Below are 18547 nucleotides of genomic sequence, written 5' to 3' on the forward strand. Positions count from 1 at the left end.
CACGTCGCAGTCCCCCTGTCTCCTGTGACTTGTCGGTAAGCATGCTCCCCCTGCGGACGCAGGACCAAGCGCGCGACTACGCAAATGGGTGGACGACCTACGCAAGTTCGCGCCTCGCTGTGGACCGGGGCGGCGCAGGCCCACCAGGGTCTCCCGGGAGAGCAGCACCGCCCGCCGTGCACGTCGTGGACCGGCGGCACCGGGTGCCCGCACGCGGAGCAGGACGGAACGAGGTCACCGTGGGACTGACAGCAAGCATCGTGCGCAGCATGGTTCGCGGGGCAGCCTCTGCTGCCGTCGCCGTCGCCGTCGCCGTCGCGCTCGCGCTCGGGGTCGCGACGTCGCCCGCGTCAGCCGACGCCGCCCGTGCCGTCGCGTCGGACCGGGGAGACGCCACGAGCGTCTACGCCGACGGTCCGGGTCCGTACGAGGTGGCGTCGACCGCCACGCTCGGCGACTGCCGCCTCGTCCAGCGCTGGGTCCTGCAGCTCGCCATCGGCGACGCGGACCCCCGCTGCAGCAACGCCTTCCCCTACGGCTTCGACCAGCCGATCAGCTCGGTCGTCTACTACCCGCAGGACGTCCCGGGTGACGGTCGGCTGCCCGTCGTCGACTTCGTCGGCGGGATCTTCTCCGACGTCGGCAACTACGACACCCTCGCGCGGCACTGGGCGAGCCACGGGTTCGTGGTGACCGTCTCGTCGGACTTCGTGAACTCCAGCCCGGAGATGCACCTGCTCGGGCTGGCGACCGCCCGGCGGCTCGACGCCGACCCGACGTCGCCGCTGCACGACCGGGTCGACCTCGGCCGGGTGGTGCTCGCGGGTCACTCGGCGGGCGGGGCTGCCGCGCTGCAGACCGCGAGCGTGCCGGCCGACCTGCTGGCGCGGCTCGACCCGCGGCTGCGGGTCAGCGGGACGCTGGCGATCGAGCCTGGTCCCGGCGCTCTCGGCTCGACCGTGCGGACGCCGGTCCTCGTCCTCGCCGGCGCCCGGGACACGACGGTCCCGGCCGGCTCCTGGCCGCTGCTCACCCAGAGCGGACTCGTGCGGTCGGTCCCGGGCTGGTTCGCGACGGCACGGACCGCCAACCACTTCAGCCCGGTGCGCACGAACCTGGCGGACAACGAGTTCGCCGGCATCACCACCGCGTACCTGCTCTACCGCGGCACCGGCGACGCCGAGGCGAGCACCTTCTTCGAGGGCGCCGACTACCGGCTGGCCCGCGACAGCACCTTCATCACCGAGCGGCTGAACCCGCTGCACGTCCGCAGGAACGCCGCGGCAGGCGCGCTGTGAGCGAGCTGCGTCCCCACCGGGGGAGAGCGCGGTCGCCGGACCCCGACCCCGCCCACCGAGAGCTCCTCTCGGACGCCGCCGGAGGACGACCGACCGTCCTGCGGCACACGAGCACCACCGTCTTGAAAGGACGACACCGATGACGCAGGACACGACACGACAACGACGACAGCGGCGCAGGCGGACGACCATCGCCGGCACCGCCCTCATGGGCCTGGGCCTGACGATGGCGGCGCAGTCCGCGATGGCCGAGGACGAGCCGGGGGCCTTCAGCGGCGCCGTGCGCAACTACGGCGTGTTCGCGGGCGCCTCGCTGCTGGACAACCGCATCAACCTGCGCGCCAACGTCGCGGAGGGCGTCGCGGTGGCCGACAGTGCAGGCCTGAGCCCGTACCAGGGCACCGGGGTCGGCTCGTACGCCGTCCCGTCGACGATCGCGAACGACCCGGAGTCGCGCTCCTACGCCCGGGCCTCGCCCATCGGCGCCGGTGCCGTCGGGCTGAACCTGCAGATCGTGAAGGCCGAGTCGGCGGCGACCACCGTCGTCGACGGCCAGCGCGACGACCAGGACTTCGGCAACCTCACCATCCCGACCCTCGGGTCGCTCGAGGCCTTGACCGGCGCCGCGGAGGCGCGCTGGAACGCGCAGACCGTGGCCCAGGGTGGTCGTCTCTCCTACGCCGAGACGAACACCGGCAAGCTGACCCTCATCGACCCGACCCTCGGGTTCCCGCTGCCGGGCTCGATCTTCCCGGTCGGCGAGGCGGACCTGGGGCAGAACACGAGCGAGGTCAGCCTCGTGCCCGACAGCGCCATCTGCCCCGACGGGCTGGCGCTGCAGAGCGAGGCGACCTGGAACTTCGCCGACATCCAGCTGTTCGACGGGCTCGTGGCCGTGTCGTGGGGCGGTGACGCCGGTGGTCCCGACGACATCGCGCGGATCGTCGCGAAGGCGAACGGCAAGCCGGCGGGCGCCACGCTGGAGGTCCCGGAGCTGCCGGACATGCAGATCAAGATCGGTGACGCCGCGCTGAAGCTCGAGCCCGGTCTGTCGATCGAGCTCAGCCAGGTCTTCAACGGCTCGCCGGTGGGCGAGTCGCTCAGCCGGCTCGTCGACGGCGAGCTCAACTACGGCGGCATCACGAACGTGGTCGAGGCGTCCGACGGCACCCACGCCGCGGGGTCGATGAACGGGCTCACGGCCGACCTCACGATCGCGCCGATCCCGGGCGTCGCGCCGAACGGCCTGGGCTCCGCGGAGCTCGGGTTCGAGCGGGTCGACGTCGACGCCAAGGCCGCGTCGGGCGGCATCAACTGCACGGGCGGCACGGACAACTCCGGGACGGACAACTCGGGGACGGACAACTCGGGGACGGACAACTCGGGGACGGACAACTCGGGGACGGACAACTCGGGGACGGACAACTCGGGGACGGACAACTCGGGGACGGACAACTCGGGGACGGACAACTCGGGGACGGACAACTCGGGGACGGACAACTCGGGGACGGACAACTCGGGGACGGACAACTCGGGGACGGACAACTCGGGGACGGACAACTCGGGGACGGACAACTCGGGGACGGACAACTCGGGGACGGACAACTCGGGGACGGACAACTCGGGGACGGACAACTCGGGGACGGACAACTCGGGGACGGACAACTCGGGGACGGACAACTCGGGGACGGACAACTCGGGGACGGACAACTCCGGGACGGACAACTCCGGGACGGACAACTCCGGGACGGACAACTCCGGGACGGACAACTCCGGGACGGACAACTCGGGCACGGACAACTCCGGTCGGGACAACTCGGGCACGGACAACTCCGGTCGGGACAACTCGGGCACCGACAACTCCGGTCGGGACAACTCGGGCACGGACAACTCCGGTCGGGACAACTCGGGCACCGACAACTCCGGTCGGGACAACTCGGGTGCTGACAGCTCGGGCGCCAGCACGTCGGGTGACGACGACACGGGCGGCACCTCCGGCGCCGACACGTCGGGGGCCGGTCAGTCGGCCGGCAAGGACCAGATCGCCGGCGGTGCCAGCGGGATCGGGTTCAGCGCCTCGGCGTCCGGCATCAGCAGCGGCGCCGTCGGCGGCCCCCGCGGGGGCTACCTCCCGAACACGGGTGGTCCGGTCTCCGTGCCCCTGCTGCTGTGGGGGCTGGCGCTGACCGCCCTCGGTGGAGCCACCCTCGTGGCCGGTCGCCGCGGGCGAGGAGCCCGGGCCTAGTCGCCGGGACCAGCTCCCACCACCCGCCGAGCCGGGTCGGGGTCGGTGCCGTCGTCCGCGAGGACGCCACCGACCCCGACCCGCCTCCGACCCAGGAGTGCAGATGACGAGCGACCCGCAGCAGCCCGCCGGACCGCTACCGCGTGGCGTCCGAGGGGTCCTGGTGGCCGTGGCCGTCGCAGCCGTGGCGCACACGATGGTCGTGGCGTTGTGGATCCTCCCGGACAACCTCGTCTCCGAGCAGGTCTCCGGACGCTGGCTCGACGCCTACATCGAGCCGTTCTTCGAGCAGAGCTGGTCGGTCTTCGCGCCGATCCCGAAGCGCGGCACCATCGACCTCGAGGTGCGAGGTCGCGACGGCGACGGCTGGACCTCGCCCTGGGTGTCCCTCACGGTGCCCGAGCGCGACCAGATCCGCTTCTCGCTGGCGCCCAGCCGCTCCGCCCTGCTCACCCAGACCCTCGCGGGCTCGCTCAACGGCGCCTACGGCGGTCTGTCCGACGCCCAGCGCGACGTCGTCACGCAGCACGACACCGCGCGCACGCTGCGCACGGCCCTGCTCGCCGCCGACGGGGAACCGGCAGCGGCCCGCCGCTACCTGCGCACCGACGGGGTGCTGGCCCGGCTCGCGTCCGTCGCGGCGCAGACGTTGTGGGACGGCAGGGCGACCCAGGTCGAGCTGCGCACCGTCCGCCGTCAGGTCGTCGAGTACGGAACGGCCAAGGACGGGCGTCGTACCGTCACGTTCCGTCCGGTCCGCTACGGCTGGCGCGACGTGGTGCCCGTGCCGCAGCCCGACCGTGGCGTCCTGCAGGACCACCTGGCGCGGGTCGGGGTGCGGCCGTGAGGACGGTCGGCCAGCGGCGCATCGACCAGCGCCGGGAGACGTCGAGGGTGGCCGAGGTCGTCGATCGGCTGTGCGCCCGTCCGTACGGACTGCACAGCCTCGCGGCGTGCCGGATCCTGCTCGGCACGATGTACGTCGGGATCCTCCTGTCGAACCTGCGCGACCGACGGCTGCTCTGGGGGCCCGGGTCGTCCTGGATGACGCCGCTGCGGGAGGGCTACGGCTTCGACGGCTGGCTGGTGGGCCTGCAGCACCTGTCGGGCGGCTGGTTCGACCTGTTCTACCTCGCGGTCCTGGCGGCCGCGGTCTGCTTCACGCTCGGGCGTCTCACCCGCACGGCGGGCGTGCTGCTCCTGCTCGGCTCGATCCAGCTCGTCGAGTCCGCGCCCATGCTCGGCGACCAAGGCGACAACATCGCGCGGATCGGTCTGTTCTACCTGCTGTGGACCCGGTGCTCGGTCGTCTGGTCTTGGGACGCGCGGCTGCGGTGGGGCGGGTTGGACTCCACGCTCCAGTACCTCGTGTGGACACGCGCGGGGCTCGCCCGCGTGCTCGACCGCGACGCTGCACGGGCCGTCGGCACGTTCGTCAGCAACGTGGCGCTCGGGCTGCTCATGGCGCAGATCGTGATGGTCTACGTGACGGCGGGGCTGTTCAAGGCCCGGGGCGGGCCGTGGCAGTTCGGCACCGCGCTGTACTACCCGCTGTCGCTGCCCGAGTTCCGCCCGTTCGGGTTCCTCAACGACCTCCTCGTGGCGCAGCCGGTGCTCCTCGCGCTCGCCACCTGGTCGGTCGTGCTGCTGCAGGTCCTGTTCCCGCTGACGCTGCCGTGGGCGCCTGCGCGCCGCGTGGCGCTCGTCGGTATCGCGGGCATGCACCTCGGCATCGCCCTGCTGATGGGCCTGCCCTGGTTCTCGCTGTCCATGCTCGCCTTCGACACCCTCTTCGTCAGCGAGCGCACGCTGCTGCGCGTGCAGGCCTTCGCGGTCGACCGGTGGGACGACCTCGTCATCGCGGTGCAGAGCCGGGCACGGAGGACCGCATGACCCGCTGCGCCACGAGGGGGCGCTGCGTCCTGGTCGCCGCTGCCGTGGTCCTCCTCGCCGGCCCGTGCCTGGCGAGCTGCTCGGGACGCGACGGCGACGAGGCGCGGGAGGGCCTCCCCGCACCGAGTGCCGTCGCCTCCACCCCGTCACCGCAGGCGACACCATCGGCGAGCGCCACGACGGACCCCCAGGTCGGCGCCGCGCTCCAGCGGCTCCGCGCGGCGTCGCGAGCCGCGCAGGCGGCCGGTGCGACGAGCATGACCGGGAGCAGCAGCACCGCGGGGGAGCGCGGCACGGTGCGGGCGACGGGTGACCTGCGCAGCGGCGCCTGGGAGGCGACGGTCCGGGCACCGCGGACCCGGTTGGAGGTGCGCAGCCGCTACAACACCACGTGGGTGCACGCGGACCGCACGTTCTGGCTGCGGAGCGGGTACACGCCGGCGTCCGCGCGTGCGGGCGCCCGTGGCTGGGTGCTGATGGAGCCGTCGGCCGGGGACCGGCTCCGCGACCAGCTCGACCCCGGTCGGGTCCTGGGTCGCGCCGCCGCGCTGCGCCCGGCCGACGTCGCCCGGGTCCGTGCGGACGAGGACCGGTTCGAGGTGGACCTCGACGACGACTCCGGCGCCCGCACGACGTTCGTCGTGACGCGCCGAGGGACCCCCGCCCTGCGGTCCGTGCGGCTGCGCGGTGAGGGGGTCCGTGCCGACTTCGACCTGCGGCTCCTCCGCGAGCCGGTCGTGGTGGCGACACCCCGACCCGACGAGGTGGTGCGGCCGTGATCCGCGCCGACGACGCGCGGCCATCGGGCCGGGTCGTCACGCTCCTCGGAGCCACGCTCCTCCTCGTCGTGTCCCTGCTGGCCGGGTGCGGCGGTGACCGTGGACCCGCTCCGCGGCCCACGGCACGGGCGACCTTGAGCATCGCGCTGACGGACTACTGCGGGACGCTGGAGAGCCTGCGCGACGCGAACGCCCACCCGCCGCCCGCTCGGCAGGTGGCCCGCACCCTCGGCCAGCGCCTCGGGGTGCTCCAGCGTGCGTACGAGCACCTGGCGGGCCTGGAGACGGACCGGACGAGCGAGGCGGCCTACCGCGCCGTCGAGCGCGACCTGGGCAGCGCGCGCGGCGCCCTCGAGAGCGCGGGAGGCGACCTCTCGAACGAGGGTGTGCTGCTCGCGCTCGCGCAGATGCGCGACACCCTCGCGCGCTCGTTCGCGACCCTCGACCCACGCCTGCGTCGACGCTGCGGGATCACCGCGGCGGAGCTGGCGGGCACCCCGCTCGACCCACCGACCACCCCGGGGTCCGGCCGCGCATGACGCCCCGTGCCGCGTCTCGGATACCGTGGGTCTCTCAACTGCCGCCTCCCACGCGGCCGAGGCGGAAGGTGGTCACGTGCGCGTCGCCCTGTTGTCGTACCGCAGCAAGCAGCACGTGGGTGGCCAGGGCGTCTACGTCGAGCACCTGAGCCGCGGCCTCGTCGAGGCGGGCCACGACGTCGAGGTGATCTCCGGGCAGCCGTACCCCGTGGGCCTCGACCCGCGGGTCCGGCTCACGCGGCTGCCCAGCCTCGGCATCTACGACGAGCCCGACCCGTTCAAGCCGCCCGCGCCCTGGACGCTGCGCAGCGTGCCCGACGTCGTCGAGTGGGTCCTCAGCGTCACCGGTGCGTTCGGCGAGCCGCTCACCTTCACCCTGCGCGCCGACCGGCACCTGCGCGAGCGCCTCGGCGAGTTCGACGTCGTGCACGACAACCAGAGCCTCGGGTGGGGGCTGCTCGCGCTGCGTCGGCGGCTGCCGCTCGTGGCCACGATCCACCACCCCATCAGCCGCGACCGCAAGGTCGAGCTCGACGCCGCGCGCGGCTGGCGCAAGCTCTCGGTCGCCCGCTGGTACTCCTTCGTCGGCATGCAGGCCCGCGTGGCACGACGGCTGCCGTTCGTCGTCGGCGTGTCCACGGTCGCCACCGACGACACCGTCACCGACTTCGGCATCGACCCCGAGCGCATCCGCGTGGTGCCGCTCGGCGTCGACACCGATCTCTTCGCCCCCGCCGAGGCAGCCGACCGCGTGCCCGGGCGCATCGTCGCCGTCGCGAGCGCCGACAAGCCGCTCAAGGGCGTCGCCCACCTGCTCGACGCGCTGGCGAAGGTCCGGGTCGAGCACCCCGACGTGGAGCTGCAGCTCGTGTCGTCGGTGGAGCCCGGCGGCGCGACCGACCGACGCATCGACGCGCTCGGGCTGCGCGACTGCGTGACCACCCACAGCGGCGTGGAGTCCGAGGAGATCGCCGACCTGATGCGATCGGCCGAGGTCATGTGCGTCCCGTCGCTGTATGAGGGCTTCTCGCTGCCGACCGTCGAGGCGCTCGCCAGCGGCACCGCCGTCGTGGCCAGCCGGGCGGGCGCGATCCCCGAGGTCGTCGGCGACGGCGAGGACGGCGACCCGTGCGCCGTGCTCGTGGAGCCCGGCGACGCCGAGCAGCTCGCGGTGGCCATCTCGGCCCTCCTCGACGACCCCGACCGACGCGCCGCCCTCGGCGCCGCCGGCCGGGCCCGCGCCCTCGAGCGCTACAGCTGGACCTCGGTGGCGCGCGCCACCGCTGACGTGTACGACGAGGCGATCCGCAGGTTCGCCGGCAAGGAGCAGTGACGTGCTGACCGTCGACTTCGACCGCCTCCGCGTGGGCGCCCGCACCCGGTTCATCGACGTGGGTGCCGGTGCCGGCCGCCACAGCTACGAGGCACTGCGCCGCGGCGCCGACGTCACCGCCTTCGACCTCGACGAGGTCGAGCTGAAGGGCGTCGACGAGATGTTCGAGGCGATGCGTCTGGAGGGTCAGGTGCCGGAGTCGGGCCGCGGGACCGTGCAGGCCGGGACCATCCTCGACATGCCCTACGCCGACGGCAGCTTCGACGTCGTGCTCGCCTCGGAGATCCTCGAGCACGTCCCCGAGGACGTCCAGGCGATCAGCGAGCTCGTGCGGATCCTGGCGCCGGGCGGCACGCTCGCCGTCACGGTGCCCCGGCACTGGCCCGAGAAGGTCTGCTGGATGCTCTCCGACGAGTACCACGCCAACGAGGGCGGCCACATCCGCATCTACAAGGCCAGCGAGCTCGACGCGAAGCTGCGCGCGGAGGGCCTCGTGCACACGCACACCCACCACGCCCACGGCCTGCACGCGCCGTACTGGTGGATCAAGTGCGCCGTCGGCGTCGAGCGCGACCAGCACCCCGCGGTCCGCGCCTACCACCGGCTGCTGGTGTGGGACATGATGAAGGCGCCCCGCACGACGCGCGTGGCCGAGAAGGCGCTCAACCCGCTGCTCGGCAAGAGCGTCGCGCTGTACTACACCAAGCCGCTCGCCTGACGTGACGCTCCCGACCACCCGCTGGGGGCCGCTCCCGCCCGCGGGGACCGCGCTCGCCCTGCCGGGCGTGCTCGACGCCGAGCAGGTGCAGGCGACCGCCGACACCATCGTCGCCGTGCAGCGGCCCGACGGGTCGATCCCCTGGTTCGAGGGTCACCACCTCGACCCGTGGGACCACCTGCAGGCCGCGATGGGCCTGGCCGTCGCCGGACGTCGCGACGAGGCCGAGGCGGCGTACGCCTGGAGCCGCGCCGCGCAGCGGCCCGACGGGTCGTACGCGACCGAGTACGTCGACGGCGTGGTCACGGTGCCCGCCACCGACGCGAACTTCACCGCCTACGTCGCCACCGCGGTCTGGCACCACTGGCGCCTCACCGGCGACGTCGCGTTCGTCGAGGGGATGTGGCCGACGGTGCGCGCCGCGCTCGACGTCGTGCTCGAGCTGCAGGAGCCGGCCGGTCCGGTGCGCTGGTCGCGCGGGGCCGAGGGCGACGTCGCCGACGAGGCGCTCGTGACCGGCAACGCCAGCATCCACCTGAGCCTGCGCTGCGGGGTCGCGCTGGCCGCAGTCGTCGGCGAGGACGTGCCGGGCTGGCGCGACGCCGCCGTGCGGCTGCGTCGCGCGCTCGACCACGAGCCGCACCGCTTCGCCGACAAGGCCCGCTTCTCGATGGACTGGTACTACCCGGTGCTCGGCGGGGCCCTGCCCGACGCCGTCGCGGCGGCGCGCCTGGACGCCCGCTGGGACGACTTCGTCGTGCCCGGGTTCGGCGCCCGCTGCGTCGACGACAGCCCGTGGGTCACCGGTGGGGAGACCTGCGAGCTGGTGCTCGCGCTCGACGCGGTCGGCCGCGACGACGACGCGCGCCGCATCCTGCGCGAGATCCAGGTGCTGCGCCGCGACGACGCGAGCTACTGGACCGGCTACGTCTACCCGGACCAGACGTACTGGCCGGTCGAGCAGACCACCTGGACCGCCGGCACCGTGCTGCTCGCGGTCGACGCCGTCAGCCGCACCACGCCCGCGAACGGCCTGTTCCGCGGCGACGGCCTGCCGCCGCTGACCACCGACGAGGAGCGACCGTGACCGAGCTCGACCTGCCGACCGACGTGGGGGCGGTCGCCGACGACGTCCGCGGCTTCCTGCCCGACGACGAGGCCGACGCCCTGCGCGCGGCGGCCGGCGAGCACCTGCGGGCCGGGGGCGTGGCCGTCGAGATCGGCAGCTACTGCGGCAAGTCGGCCGTCCACCTCGGCCACGTCGCCCGGCTCCGGGGCGCGCGGCTGGTGACCATCGACCACCACCGCGGCTCCGAGGAGCAGCAGTCGGGGTGGGAGTACCACGACGCGTCGCTGGTGGGGCCCGACGGACGCATGGAGACGTTGCCGTTCCTGCGCGAGACGCTCGCACGCGCGGGGCTGGAGGACGTCGTCGACGTCGTCGTCGCGCGCTCGCCCGACGTCGCGTCGTGGTGGGGTCGCGAGCTCGACCTGGTGTTCGTCGACGGCGGCCACACCGACGAGCACGCGCAGGCCGACTACGACGGGTGGGCCCGCTGGGTGCGTCCCGGTGGGGCGCTCGTGATCCACGACGTCTTCCCCGACCCGGCCGACGGCGGCCAGGCGCCGTACCGGATCTACCGGCGCGCCCTCGGCGACGGCTTCACCGAGGTCGGCCACACCGGCTCCCTCCGCGTCCTCCGCCGCTGACCCCGTCCCCCACCCCGCTGAGCGTGACGTCTCGGGCCCGGATCACCGCGATCTGGGCCCGAAACGTCACGCTCAGCGGGGGAGGGGCGGGCCGAGGAGGGCGTTGAGGCGGTCGATGAGCTGCTGGAAGCGCTGCTTGGTGTCGGCGTCGACGGTCTCGAGGACCCGCGACCGCTCGCGCAGGAGGTGGGCGGCGGGCTGGAAGCGGTCGAAGCGGTGGCCCAGGACCGTCTCGGCCTGGTGGACGATGCGCCGACGTGGCGGGGTGCGCAGGAACCGCTTCCCGACGAGCCTGCGGTGCGAGACCGCGGGACCGCCGGACTCCGCCAGGAGCCGCAGGTACCACTCGGCGTCGAACAGGTCCTCCAGGTCGGCGTCGAGCGTGCCGGTGAGGTCGGTGAGCGGCACGAGGTGGTCGGCCGAGATCGCCCCCCGGTTCACGAGCTCCTCGACGGCGCCGCGCGACCCGGCCGGACCGTCCATCAGCACCGTCGCCGACGTCGCGGTGGTGCCGAGCAGGGCGAGCGTCGTCGGCAGGCCCGACGCGCCGCCCATCGGCGTCACCGTCCAGCGCGGGTCGAGGGCGCGGCCGCCCTCGGACCGCAGCAGGTCACCCATGACCGCGAGGTAGGTGACGTCGGACGGCGACGACACCAGCAGCTGGTGCGGACTGCTGACGAGCGTGCGGGCGAGGTCGGCACCGAGCGCGGCGAGCAGCGGCACCGTCGTCTCCGCGCCCGCGCTCCACAGCTCCGAGCTGACCGTGGTGCCGCGGTCGCCCACGTTCTCCAACACACGGCACCGGGAGAGCCGGCCCGCGTCGACGAGGTAGGGCGAGTGCGTCGAGTACACGACCTGGTGGCGAGGCTCGAGCTGCTCCTTCAGGTAGCGCAGCAGGTCGCCCTGGGCGTTCGCGTGCAGGTTCATGCCCGGCTCGTCGAGGAGCACGACCCGGCGGTCCTGCTCCGCGAACTCCGAGAAGGCGGCGAGGAAGGAGAAGAACCAGAGGAAGCCGCTCGAGCGCTCGGCGACGTTGAGACTCACGCCCCGACGCTCGTCGCGCACCCTGACGTGCAGCCACGGCTCCGGCGACGCCAGGCCCACCGTCTCCAGGTCGAGCTCGACCGACAGGTCGCGGTTCTGGCTCCAGTAGGCGAGCAGCTGGTCGGTCAGGCGCGCCGCGGCGGCCGCGAGCGCCGCCTCGTGCGCCTCGTGCTCGTCGGCGCCGAACGACGCGTCGGCGATGCCCGCGAGCCGCAGCAGGGCCAGTGCCGTGCGCTCCGACGGGTACAGGTCTGCCGCGTCGAGCTCCTGCAGGCGACGGATCGAGACGCTGCCCGGCAGCACGTTGTGGTCGTCGAAGTACTGGAAGCCCGGCAGCATGGCCGTGAGGTCAGCGAGTGTGCCCGGCGGGGCGTCGAGGGGCGTGCCGTCCTCGTCGACCGCCCAGTGCAGCGCGTCGTCGCCGTAGCGCCGGCTCGCGAACAGCGGTGTCGTCGGCAGCCGCTCGCCGCTGCGCTCCAGACGCTGGCGGTCCGCGTAGTCGAGCTCGACCTCGAGCGTCACGGGCCGGACGTCGTCGATCCGGTCGCGGTCGGGCCCGAGGTCGCGGCGCGGGTAGTCGCGGCGCGCCGCGAACGCCGTCGGGTGGCCGCTCGGCAGCGGGTTGGCGCGGTAGAGGGCCTGCAGCATGGCGGTCTTGCCCGACTCGTTCTTGCCGACGAGCGTGGTGAGGCCCTCGTCGAGCGCCAGTCGGCCCGAGTCCTGCACCGACATGACCTTGCGGACCCGTGCAGCGACCAGTCGCATGCCTCGAACCTCCCTGGGTGGTGCCGGCGGGACACAGGCTACTGGTCCGGAGGCCGTGAGGGTGGGGTGTGCGCGAGGTCGACGCGATCTCCGTAGCCTGGCGCGGTGGATGACGTGACCGCAGGCGTGCTGCTGTTCCTCGGCGCGGCGGCCTTCGTCGCGGGGTGGGTCGACGCGGTGGTCGGCGGTGGCGGGCTGGTGCAGCTGCCCGCGCTGCTCGTGGCGTTCCCCCAGGCGGCCCCGGTGCAGCTGCTCGCGACGAACAAGGTCGGGTCGATCGCCGGCACCACGACGTCGAGCCTGACCTACCTGCGTCGCGTGCGGCTCGACCTGCGCACGGCCGCCCCGCTGGCCGTGGCGGCGTTCGTCGGGTCGCTGCTCGGCGCGGTCGTGGCGTCGTGGATCCCGAGGGCGGCGTTCAACCCGGTGATCCTGGTGGTGCTCGTCGCCGTCGGCCTGTTCACCGTGCTGCGACCCGAGCTCGGCCAGGTGGCCGCGCTGCGCTTCGAGGGGCGTCGCCACTACGCGGCAGCGCTGTGCATCGGTGCCGCGGTCGGCTTCTACGACGGGGCGCTCGGGCCGGGGACGGGCTCGTTCTTCGTGTTCGCGCTGGTGGGGGTGCTGGGCTACGGGTTCCTCGAGGCCAGCGGGAAGGCGAAGCTGGCGAACTTCGCGACCAACCTGGCCGCCCTGGTCGTGTTCGTGCCGCAGGGTGTCGTGATGTGGCAGGTGGCCGCGGTGCTGGCGGTGTGCAACGTGGCCGGCGGCTACCTGGGCGCCCGGCTGGCGGTGGCGCGCGGCAGCAGCTTCGTGCGGGCGGTGTTCGTGGTGGTCGTGTGCGCCTTCACGCTGCGCATCGGCTGGGACACCTGGCACCAGCTCGTCGGCTGACCCGGCCGCCGGTCCCCCTCACCTGAGGGGAGCCAGCAGCCCACCGCGGGGGTCCCCCGCCCACCCCGGGAGCCGACCTCAGGGGAGTGAGGGTCTCCCGGGGTGGGTACGGCGGATCAGCCCTGGCGAGCCTTGAGCCGCGGGTTCTGCTTGTTGATGACGTAGGTGCGGCCGCGGCGGCGCACCACCTGCGAGCCGGGCTGGTTCTTCAGCGAGCGCAGCGAGTTGCGGACCTTCATGGTTCCTCCTGGGATCAGGTGGGTGGGTGGGTGTCGGCGGCGACGTGCTCAGACGTCGACGAGGCCGCGGTGCACGGCCTTGACGAGCCGTCGCGGCACGTGGACGGTGCGTCCGTCGACCGTGACCGGCACGAGGTCGGGCCGGGTGGCCTTCCACTGCGAGCGGCGGTGGCGGGTGTTGCTGCGCGAGGTCTTGCGCTTCGGGACTGCCATGGTTCCTCCTCAGGCGGCGCGGCGGACGTCGCCGAGCCAGGGTTCGAGGCCGTCCTCGACGACCTCCCAGTAGGGGCCGCGCTCGGCCATCTCGGTGTCGGTGAGCAGGCAGTGCTCGAAGGCGGCCTGCACGTCGTCGGGCGTGCTCGCGAGCGGCCCGGACACGAGTCCGTGCACGACGATGCGGGTGAGCGGGGCGGTCGCGCCCCACGGCGACGCCGTGCCGATGCTCAGCTGGCCGCCGGCACCGTCCCACACGCACACGTCGGCGGGCCGGCTGGGCAGCCAGAACGACCCACGCGAACGTCGGGGGCCGCCGCCGATGCGCTCGATGCTCTCGAGCAGGCGGTCGGGGTGGAAGGGGCGGTCCGAGCGCAGGTCGAGCGTCCACACGTGCTCGGACGCGTACCGCGGCAGCTCGCCGCGGCGCACGACGTCGACCCACGCCTCCGTCACGGCGTGCAGGTGGGCCCCGTCGACCAGCGGGCCCGCGTCGAGGGCCGACGGGTCGTCGACGACGGGCACCTGGGGCCGGGCGAGCGCACGGAGCAGGTCGCGGGCCTCGGGCGACGACGCGCCGGCCAGCACGACGGCGTCGGCGTACTCGACGATGGCGGCGGCGGTCTCGGCCACCCCGCGCGTGTCGTCGTCGCTGGTGTGCAGCGACCGCTCGTGCAGCAGGTCGTCGCCGAGCAGGTCGCCCAGCACCGTCTCGCCGTCGAGGGCCGCGACCACGGCGGCGACGTGCACGTGCGGCGCGACGTCGGCGTAGGACTCGATGACCCGGCACGCCTGCAGCGCCTCGGCGGCCACGGGCAGGTGCGCGACGACGGTGCCCCAGCGACCGCTGGCGGCGAGCCGCTCGAGCGTCGGCACGACGTCCTCGCGCAGCGCGCAGGCCACGCAGGCGTGCTCGAGCTCGTGCACGTGCCGCTCGACGACACCGGTGAGGTCGCTGACGACGCGGGTGAGCTGCTGGTTCTCCACGTCGAGGGTGTGGCGCACGACGACGGCGGAGGGCAGGTCGAACTGCAGGCCGACGGTGACCGCCTCCATGGCCGCGTCGCCGATGCCGGTCACCAGCACGGCGGGGACGCTGCGCTCGAGGATCCGACGGCGGCTGCGACGGGGGGCCGGGCTCATCGGCCGGCCTGCCCGTAGCGGCGGCGGAAGCGCTCGACGCGGCCCTCGGTGTCGACGACGCGACCCTTGCCCGTCCAGAACGGGTGGCTGGCGCTCGACACGTCGACGTCGACCACGGGCAGCGTGCGGCCGTCGACCTCGACGGTCTCGTGGTCGGCGGCGAGCCGCTCGGGGAGCGTGGAGCGCGTGACGAGCAGGAGGTCGCCGGAGCGGTCGCGGAAGGCGACCTCCTCGTAGCGCGGGTGCTGGTTCTTCTTCACGAAAGATCTCCGGTAGTCTGTTGCGAACGATTGTCATTCTACACAGGAGGTCGCCGTGTCGCGCACCTGCCAGGTCACCGGGGCCACCCCCGGCTTCGGCCACCACGTCTCGCACTCGCACCGTCGCACCAAGCGACGCTTCGACGTCAACGTCCAGAAGAAGCGGTACTGGGTGCCGAGCCTCGGCCGCCACGTCACGCTCACGCTCAGCGCGCGCGGCATCAAGACGGTCGACGTCCGCGGCATCGACGCCGTGGTCGCCGACATCCTCGCCCGTGGGGAGCGGCTCTGATGGCCAAGAGGGGCAACGAGCTGCGCCCGATCGTGAAGCTGCGCTCGACCGCCGGCACGGGCACGACCTACGTCACGCGCAAGAACCGCCGCAACGACCCCGACCGGCTGGTGCTGCGCAAGTACGACCCGAAGATCCGCAAGCACGTCGAGTTCAAGGAGGAGCGCTGATGGCCAAGCGCAGCAAGATCGTCGCCAACGAGCGACGCAAGGAGACCGTGGAGCGCTACCGCGACCGGCGCGACGCGCTGCGCGCGGCGTCGCGCGACACCACCCTGTCGATGGCGGAGCGGATGGAGGCCTCGCGTGCGCTGGCCCGCCTGCCGCGTGACTCCTCGCCCTCGCGCGTGCGCAACCGCGACCAGGTCGACGGACGGCCCCGGGGGCACCTGCGGGTCGCGGGGCTCTCGCGGATCCGCTTCCGCGAGGGTGCGCACCGCGGCGAGCTCCCCGGCATCACGAAGTCGAGCTGGTAGTCAGCCGTCGGCGCCGGGCGGGGGGAGCAGGCGCGTCTCCACCCGCTCGGCCACGAGGTCGGGCGTGCCGTCGGCCCGGCGCGTCGGCACCCAGCGCTCGTCGACCACGACGTCGCGGCCCTCGAGCACCAGGTCGAAGGCTGCCCGCACCTGCAGGGCCATCCGCCCGAGCGCGGTGAGCCCCTGGTGCTGGTGCTCGCGACGGCCGAGGTCGGCCTGCGCCGTGGCGTCGAGACCGTGCTTGCGCACGGCGTGCAGCAGCATGCCGACGTCGACGCCGTAGCCGCTCACGACGGGCAGGTCGACGAACGCGTCGCGCACGAACGCGCACTCCCCGGCGAGCGGCTGGACGAAGCCGCCGAGCTCGGGCGCCCGGCGGACGATCTCCGGGCGTGCCGCGAGCTCGGTCACCCGTCCGCCGCCGCCGTCGTGGGTGGGCCGGTCGTAGAAGGCCTTGACCAGCACCAGCGACGGCTCGCGGAGCAGGGGGCCGACGAGGCGCGCCACGAACGCCGGGTCGAAGCCGGTCACGTCGGCGTCGAGGAACACGCCGACGTCGCCCTGCATCCGCGCGATGCCGGTGCGCATGGCCGCGCCCTTGCCGCCGTCGAACGCGGGGTCGGGGTCGGCGACCGTGATGACGCTCGCGCCCGCGTCGCGCGCGACCTGGGCGGTCGCGTCGCCCGAGCGGGAGTCGACGACCACTACCTCGTCGACGAGGGGGACGAGGTCGCACAGGGCGGTGCGCACGCGTTGCACGATCGCGCCGATCGTCGCGGCCTCGTCGCGCGCGGGGAGGATCACCGTGACCCGGCGTCCCGCCTTGGCGTCCACGAGGTCGCCGAGCGGGCTCGACGCGTCGAAGGTGCGGGTCTCGAACCAGCGTCGTGCCTCAGACAAGTCCACGCACCGCCCGAGCGGGTGGACGCTCACCGCGGAGGGTCGCCGTCATCTCCAGGACGCGCCGGGTGGCGACGACGTCGTGGGTGCGGAACATCGCGCAACCGGCCGCTGCCGTCAGCGCGGTGGTGGCCAGCGTGCCCTCGAGACGGTCCTCGGGCGGCAGGCCCAACGTCTCGCCGATGAAGTCCTTCCGCGACAGCGCCATCAGCACGGGCCAGCCGGTGGCCACCAGCGTGTCGGCGCGCCGGGCGAGCTCGAGGCTGTGGAACGTGTTCTTGCCGAAGTCGTGGGTGGGGTCGACGAGGACGCCCTCGCGGGGCACCCCTGCAGCGACCGCGGCCTCGGCGGCACGCGTCGTGGTCGCGACGACGTCGGCCACCACGTCGTCGTAGCGCACCCGGTGCGGCCGGGTGCGGGGGAGTGCGCCGCCGGTGTGCGAGCACACGTACCCGAGACCGTGCTCGGCCGCCACGTGCACGACGTCGGGATCGTGACCGGCCCACGTGTCGTTGAGCAGGTCGGCCCCGGCGGCGGCGGCCGCCTGCGCGACGTCGGCGCGCCAGGTGTCGATGCTGACGACGACGTCGGGCTCGGCCTCGCGGACCGCCTCGATGAAGGGCACGGTCCGTCGCACCTCCTCGGCGGAGTCCACGGCGTCGCCCGGGCCGGCCTTGACGCCACCGATGTCGACGACCTCGGCCCCGTCGGCCACGGCACGACGGACGGCGTCGAGGGCGGTGGTCGGGTCGAACGTGGCCCCACGGTCGTAGAAGGAGTCCGGCGTGCGGTTGATGATCGCCATCACGAGGGCCCGGTCGCGGACGACGCGGCGTCCGCGGAAGGTCAGGTCGGCCACGACGTCATGCTCCCAGACGGACCCACGCGACGCTGCTCGACCAGGGCTCGCGGCTCACGCCCCGACGGGGTGGCGCACGATGGCCTGCTGCACGGCGTCGACGGCTGCCTGCAGGTCGGCGACGTGCGTTCCGCCCTCGACGCTCCAGCCGGGGCCGCCGAGCAGCACGTCGGTGCGGTCCGCCGCGGCGTCGAGGACGGAGGCCAGGGCGTTGCCGTCGAAGTGGACGATCGACGCCCAGAGGAAGACGGCGGCCGGCTCGAGCCGGATCGTCATGCCGGCGATCGCGCTGAACGGGGTGCGCTGCCCCAGCATGTGGCACCCGATCTCCTGGTCGGCGAGCGCGCACTGCAGCGCGAGCAGGGGGAGGACGTGGTGCTCGTCCTCCGCGCAGGCGAGCAGGACGGGCCGGTGGTCCTGGCCCTTGGTGCGGCGTGACGCGAGCCGCGCGCGGAGCGCGGTGTGCAGCGCGTCGCTCACGAGGTGCTCGCCGTCGACCCCCACGCTGCCGCGGTACCACTCCTCGCCCACGCGACGCATCGACGGCGCGATGTGGTCGGTCCAGGCGCGGATCGTGCCGAGGTCCTCGAGCTTGCGCACGAACAACGTCCGCAGGCCCTCGGCGTCGTAGGCGCGGGTCGCGGCGATGACGGCGTCGGCGAAGGCGTCGGCCCCCTCGGTGCGTTCCATCGGGTCGCCGCTGATGGCGGCGCGGGCGGCGGCTGCGGGACCGAGACCGCTCTCGACGAGCAGGTGCATGCGCTGCAGTCGCTCGACGTCGGCGGCGTCGTAACGGCGGTGTCCGCCGGCGCTGCGGGCGGACGGACCGAGCTCGTAGCGGCGCTCCCACGTGCGCAACGTGGAGGCGGGGACGCCGAGCTTCTCCGCGACCTCGCCCACGGACAGCAGGGTCACCTGCTGCGCCTGGGTGGTCGGATCGGTGGAAGCCAT

22 protein-coding genes are annotated in these 18547 nt (G+C 73.7%); 14 read left to right on the top strand and 8 right to left on the bottom strand.

The window, feature by feature from the left end; translation table 11 throughout:
- Positions 1–239 precede the first annotated feature (239 nt).
- The 10 genes from QE370_RS07465 to QE370_RS07510 all read left to right on the top strand — a co-directional run bounded on the left by QE370_RS07465 (position 240) and on the right by QE370_RS07510 (position 10515).
- The gene (locus QE370_RS07465) at positions 240–1298 is read left to right on the top strand and encodes an alpha/beta fold hydrolase (protein ID WP_309633964.1); all 1059 of its coding nucleotides are present in this window, start codon (positions 240–242) and stop codon (positions 1296–1298) included.
- A 139-nt stretch (positions 1299–1437) separates the two neighbouring features.
- Complete coding sequence (locus tag QE370_RS07470; RefSeq protein ID WP_309633965.1) at positions 1438–3543, top strand: hypothetical protein; 2106 nt, start codon at positions 1438–1440, stop codon at positions 3541–3543.
- Between the two features lie 103 nt (positions 3544–3646).
- Positions 3647–4390, top strand: coding sequence for a DUF5819 family protein (locus tag QE370_RS07475; protein ID WP_309633966.1), 744 nt, complete (start codon positions 3647–3649; stop codon positions 4388–4390).
- Positions 4387–5436 (top strand): HTTM domain-containing protein, encoded by a 1050-nt coding sequence (locus QE370_RS07480; protein ID WP_309633967.1) that lies wholly within the window; start codon positions 4387–4389, stop codon positions 5434–5436. The genes QE370_RS07475 and QE370_RS07480 overlap by 4 nt, the downstream gene beginning before the upstream one ends.
- Complete coding sequence (locus tag QE370_RS07485) at positions 5433–6215, top strand: hypothetical protein (RefSeq protein ID WP_309633968.1); 783 nt, start codon at positions 5433–5435, stop codon at positions 6213–6215. Before QE370_RS07480 ends, QE370_RS07485 begins: the two co-directional genes overlap by 4 nt.
- Positions 6212–6754, top strand: a complete 543-nt coding sequence (locus QE370_RS07490; RefSeq protein ID WP_309633969.1) for a hypothetical protein — start codon at positions 6212–6214, stop codon at positions 6752–6754. Before QE370_RS07485 ends, QE370_RS07490 begins: the two co-directional genes overlap by 4 nt.
- Before the next feature lie 76 nt (positions 6755–6830).
- Complete coding sequence (locus QE370_RS07495; RefSeq protein WP_309633970.1) at positions 6831–8087, top strand: glycosyltransferase family 4 protein; 1257 nt, start codon at positions 6831–6833, stop codon at positions 8085–8087.
- 1 nt (position 8088) lies between these two features.
- On the top strand, positions 8089–8805 hold the full coding sequence (locus QE370_RS07500; RefSeq protein ID WP_067854050.1) for a class I SAM-dependent methyltransferase: 717 nt from the start codon (positions 8089–8091) through the stop codon (positions 8803–8805).
- A 1-nt stretch (position 8806) separates the two neighbouring features.
- On the top strand, positions 8807–9892 hold the full coding sequence (locus QE370_RS07505) for a prenyltransferase (protein ID WP_309633971.1): 1086 nt from the start codon (positions 8807–8809) through the stop codon (positions 9890–9892).
- Positions 9889–10515: a class I SAM-dependent methyltransferase gene (locus QE370_RS07510; RefSeq protein ID WP_309633972.1), complete on the top strand. Its 627-nt coding sequence runs from the start codon at positions 9889–9891 to the stop codon at positions 10513–10515. Before QE370_RS07505 ends, QE370_RS07510 begins: the two co-directional genes overlap by 4 nt.
- Positions 10516–10587: 72 nt before the next feature.
- On the opposite strand, the gene QE370_RS07515 is transcribed toward QE370_RS07510, so the two are convergent.
- Positions 10588–12324 carry an ATP-binding protein gene (locus QE370_RS07515; RefSeq protein ID WP_309633973.1) on the bottom strand — a complete coding sequence of 579 codons (1737 nt, stop codon included), beginning with the start codon at positions 12322–12324 and terminating at the stop codon, positions 10588–10590.
- Between the two features lie 105 nt (positions 12325–12429).
- On the opposite strand from QE370_RS07515, the gene QE370_RS07520 reads away from it, so the two are divergent.
- Entirely contained in the window at positions 12430–13215 is a 786-nt protein-coding gene (locus QE370_RS07520; protein WP_253025066.1) for a TSUP family transporter, read from the top strand.
- 116 nt (positions 13216–13331) lie between these two features.
- On the opposite strand, the gene ykgO is transcribed toward QE370_RS07520, so the two are convergent.
- Genes ykgO through QE370_RS07540 form a run of 4 tightly spaced genes read right to left on the bottom strand, consistent with a single transcriptional unit; the run spans position 13332 to position 15070 of the window.
- On the bottom strand, positions 13332–13454 hold the full coding sequence (gene ykgO / locus QE370_RS07525; RefSeq protein WP_023645249.1) for a type B 50S ribosomal protein L36: 123 nt from the start codon (positions 13452–13454) through the stop codon (positions 13332–13334).
- Positions 13455–13502: 48 nt separating this feature from the next.
- Positions 13503–13667, bottom strand: coding sequence for a 50S ribosomal protein L32 (gene rpmF / locus QE370_RS07530; protein ID WP_067854059.1), 165 nt, complete (start codon positions 13665–13667; stop codon positions 13503–13505).
- Positions 13668–13676: 9 nt separating this feature from the next.
- Positions 13677–14810, bottom strand: a complete 1134-nt coding sequence (locus tag QE370_RS07535; RefSeq protein ID WP_309633974.1) for a GTP-binding protein — start codon at positions 14808–14810, stop codon at positions 13677–13679.
- Positions 14807–15070 (bottom strand): type B 50S ribosomal protein L31, encoded by a 264-nt coding sequence (locus QE370_RS07540; protein WP_253025069.1) that lies wholly within the window; start codon positions 15068–15070, stop codon positions 14807–14809. The genes QE370_RS07535 and QE370_RS07540 overlap by 4 nt, the downstream gene beginning before the upstream one ends.
- 55 nt (positions 15071–15125) lie before the next feature.
- Between QE370_RS07540 and rpmB the strand changes: the two genes are divergently transcribed.
- From rpmB to rpsN, 3 genes are read left to right on the top strand one after another with little or no spacing between them, the layout of a single operon-like run.
- On the top strand, positions 15126–15362 hold the full coding sequence (gene rpmB / locus QE370_RS07545; protein ID WP_067854070.1) for a 50S ribosomal protein L28: 237 nt from the start codon (positions 15126–15128) through the stop codon (positions 15360–15362).
- Positions 15362–15532, top strand: coding sequence for a 50S ribosomal protein L33 (gene rpmG, locus QE370_RS07550; RefSeq protein WP_067854075.1), 171 nt, complete (start codon positions 15362–15364; stop codon positions 15530–15532). Before rpmB ends, rpmG begins: the two co-directional genes overlap by 1 nt.
- Positions 15532–15837 (top strand): 30S ribosomal protein S14, encoded by a 306-nt coding sequence (gene rpsN, locus QE370_RS07555; protein ID WP_253025073.1) that lies wholly within the window; start codon positions 15532–15534, stop codon positions 15835–15837. Before rpmG ends, rpsN begins: the two co-directional genes overlap by 1 nt.
- Here rpsN and QE370_RS07560 read toward each other — a convergent pair whose 3' ends face one another.
- Genes QE370_RS07560 through QE370_RS07570 form a run of 3 tightly spaced genes read right to left on the bottom strand, consistent with a single transcriptional unit; the run spans position 15838 to position 18547 of the window.
- Positions 15838–16743 (bottom strand): glucosyl-3-phosphoglycerate synthase, encoded by a 906-nt coding sequence (locus QE370_RS07560; RefSeq protein WP_309633975.1) that lies wholly within the window; start codon positions 16741–16743, stop codon positions 15838–15840. It lies immediately after the preceding gene.
- The gene (folP, locus tag QE370_RS07565; protein WP_309633976.1) at positions 16730–17596 is read right to left on the bottom strand and encodes a dihydropteroate synthase; all 867 of its coding nucleotides are present in this window, start codon (positions 17594–17596) and stop codon (positions 16730–16732) included. The genes QE370_RS07560 and folP overlap by 14 nt, the downstream gene beginning before the upstream one ends.
- 54 nt (positions 17597–17650) lie before the next feature.
- Positions 17651–18547, bottom strand: coding sequence for a MerR family transcriptional regulator (locus QE370_RS07570; RefSeq protein WP_309633977.1), 897 nt, complete (start codon positions 18545–18547; stop codon positions 17651–17653).

The sequence above is a fragment of the Aeromicrobium sp. SORGH_AS_0981 genome (assembly GCF_031453195.1).
GTDB lineage: Bacteria > Actinomycetota > Actinomycetes > Propionibacteriales > Nocardioidaceae > Aeromicrobium.

Excerpts from the sequence above, each read along its gene's own strand:
- QE370_RS07470 (WP_309633965.1), top strand. The coding sequence starts at position 1,438 with ATGACGCAGGACACGACACGACAACGACGACAGCGGCGCAGGCGGACG.
- QE370_RS07475 (WP_309633966.1), top strand. The coding sequence starts at position 3,647 with ATGACGAGCGACCCGCAGCAGCCCGCCGGACCGCTACCGCGTGGCGTC.
- QE370_RS07485 (WP_309633968.1), top strand. The coding sequence starts at position 5,433 with ATGACCCGCTGCGCCACGAGGGGGCGCTGCGTCCTGGTCGCCGCTGCC.
- QE370_RS07515 (WP_309633973.1), bottom strand. The coding sequence starts at position 12,324 with ATGCGACTGGTCGCTGCACGGGTCCGCAAGGTCATGTCGGTGCAGGAC.
- ykgO (WP_023645249.1), bottom strand. The coding sequence starts at position 13,454 with ATGAAGGTCCGCAACTCGCTGCGCTCGCTGAAGAACCAGCCCGGCTCG.
- rpmF (WP_067854059.1), bottom strand. The coding sequence starts at position 13,667 with ATGGCAGTCCCGAAGCGCAAGACCTCGCGCAGCAACACCCGCCACCGC.
- QE370_RS07535 (WP_309633974.1), bottom strand. The coding sequence starts at position 14,810 with ATGAGCCCGGCCCCCCGTCGCAGCCGCCGTCGGATCCTCGAGCGCAGC.
- rpmG (WP_067854075.1), top strand. The coding sequence starts at position 15,362 with ATGGCCAAGAGGGGCAACGAGCTGCGCCCGATCGTGAAGCTGCGCTCG.
- rpsN (WP_253025073.1), top strand. The coding sequence starts at position 15,532 with ATGGCCAAGCGCAGCAAGATCGTCGCCAACGAGCGACGCAAGGAGACC.
- QE370_RS07570 (WP_309633977.1), bottom strand. The coding sequence starts at position 18,547 with ATGGCTTCCACCGATCCGACCACCCAGGCGCAGCAGGTGACCCTGCTG.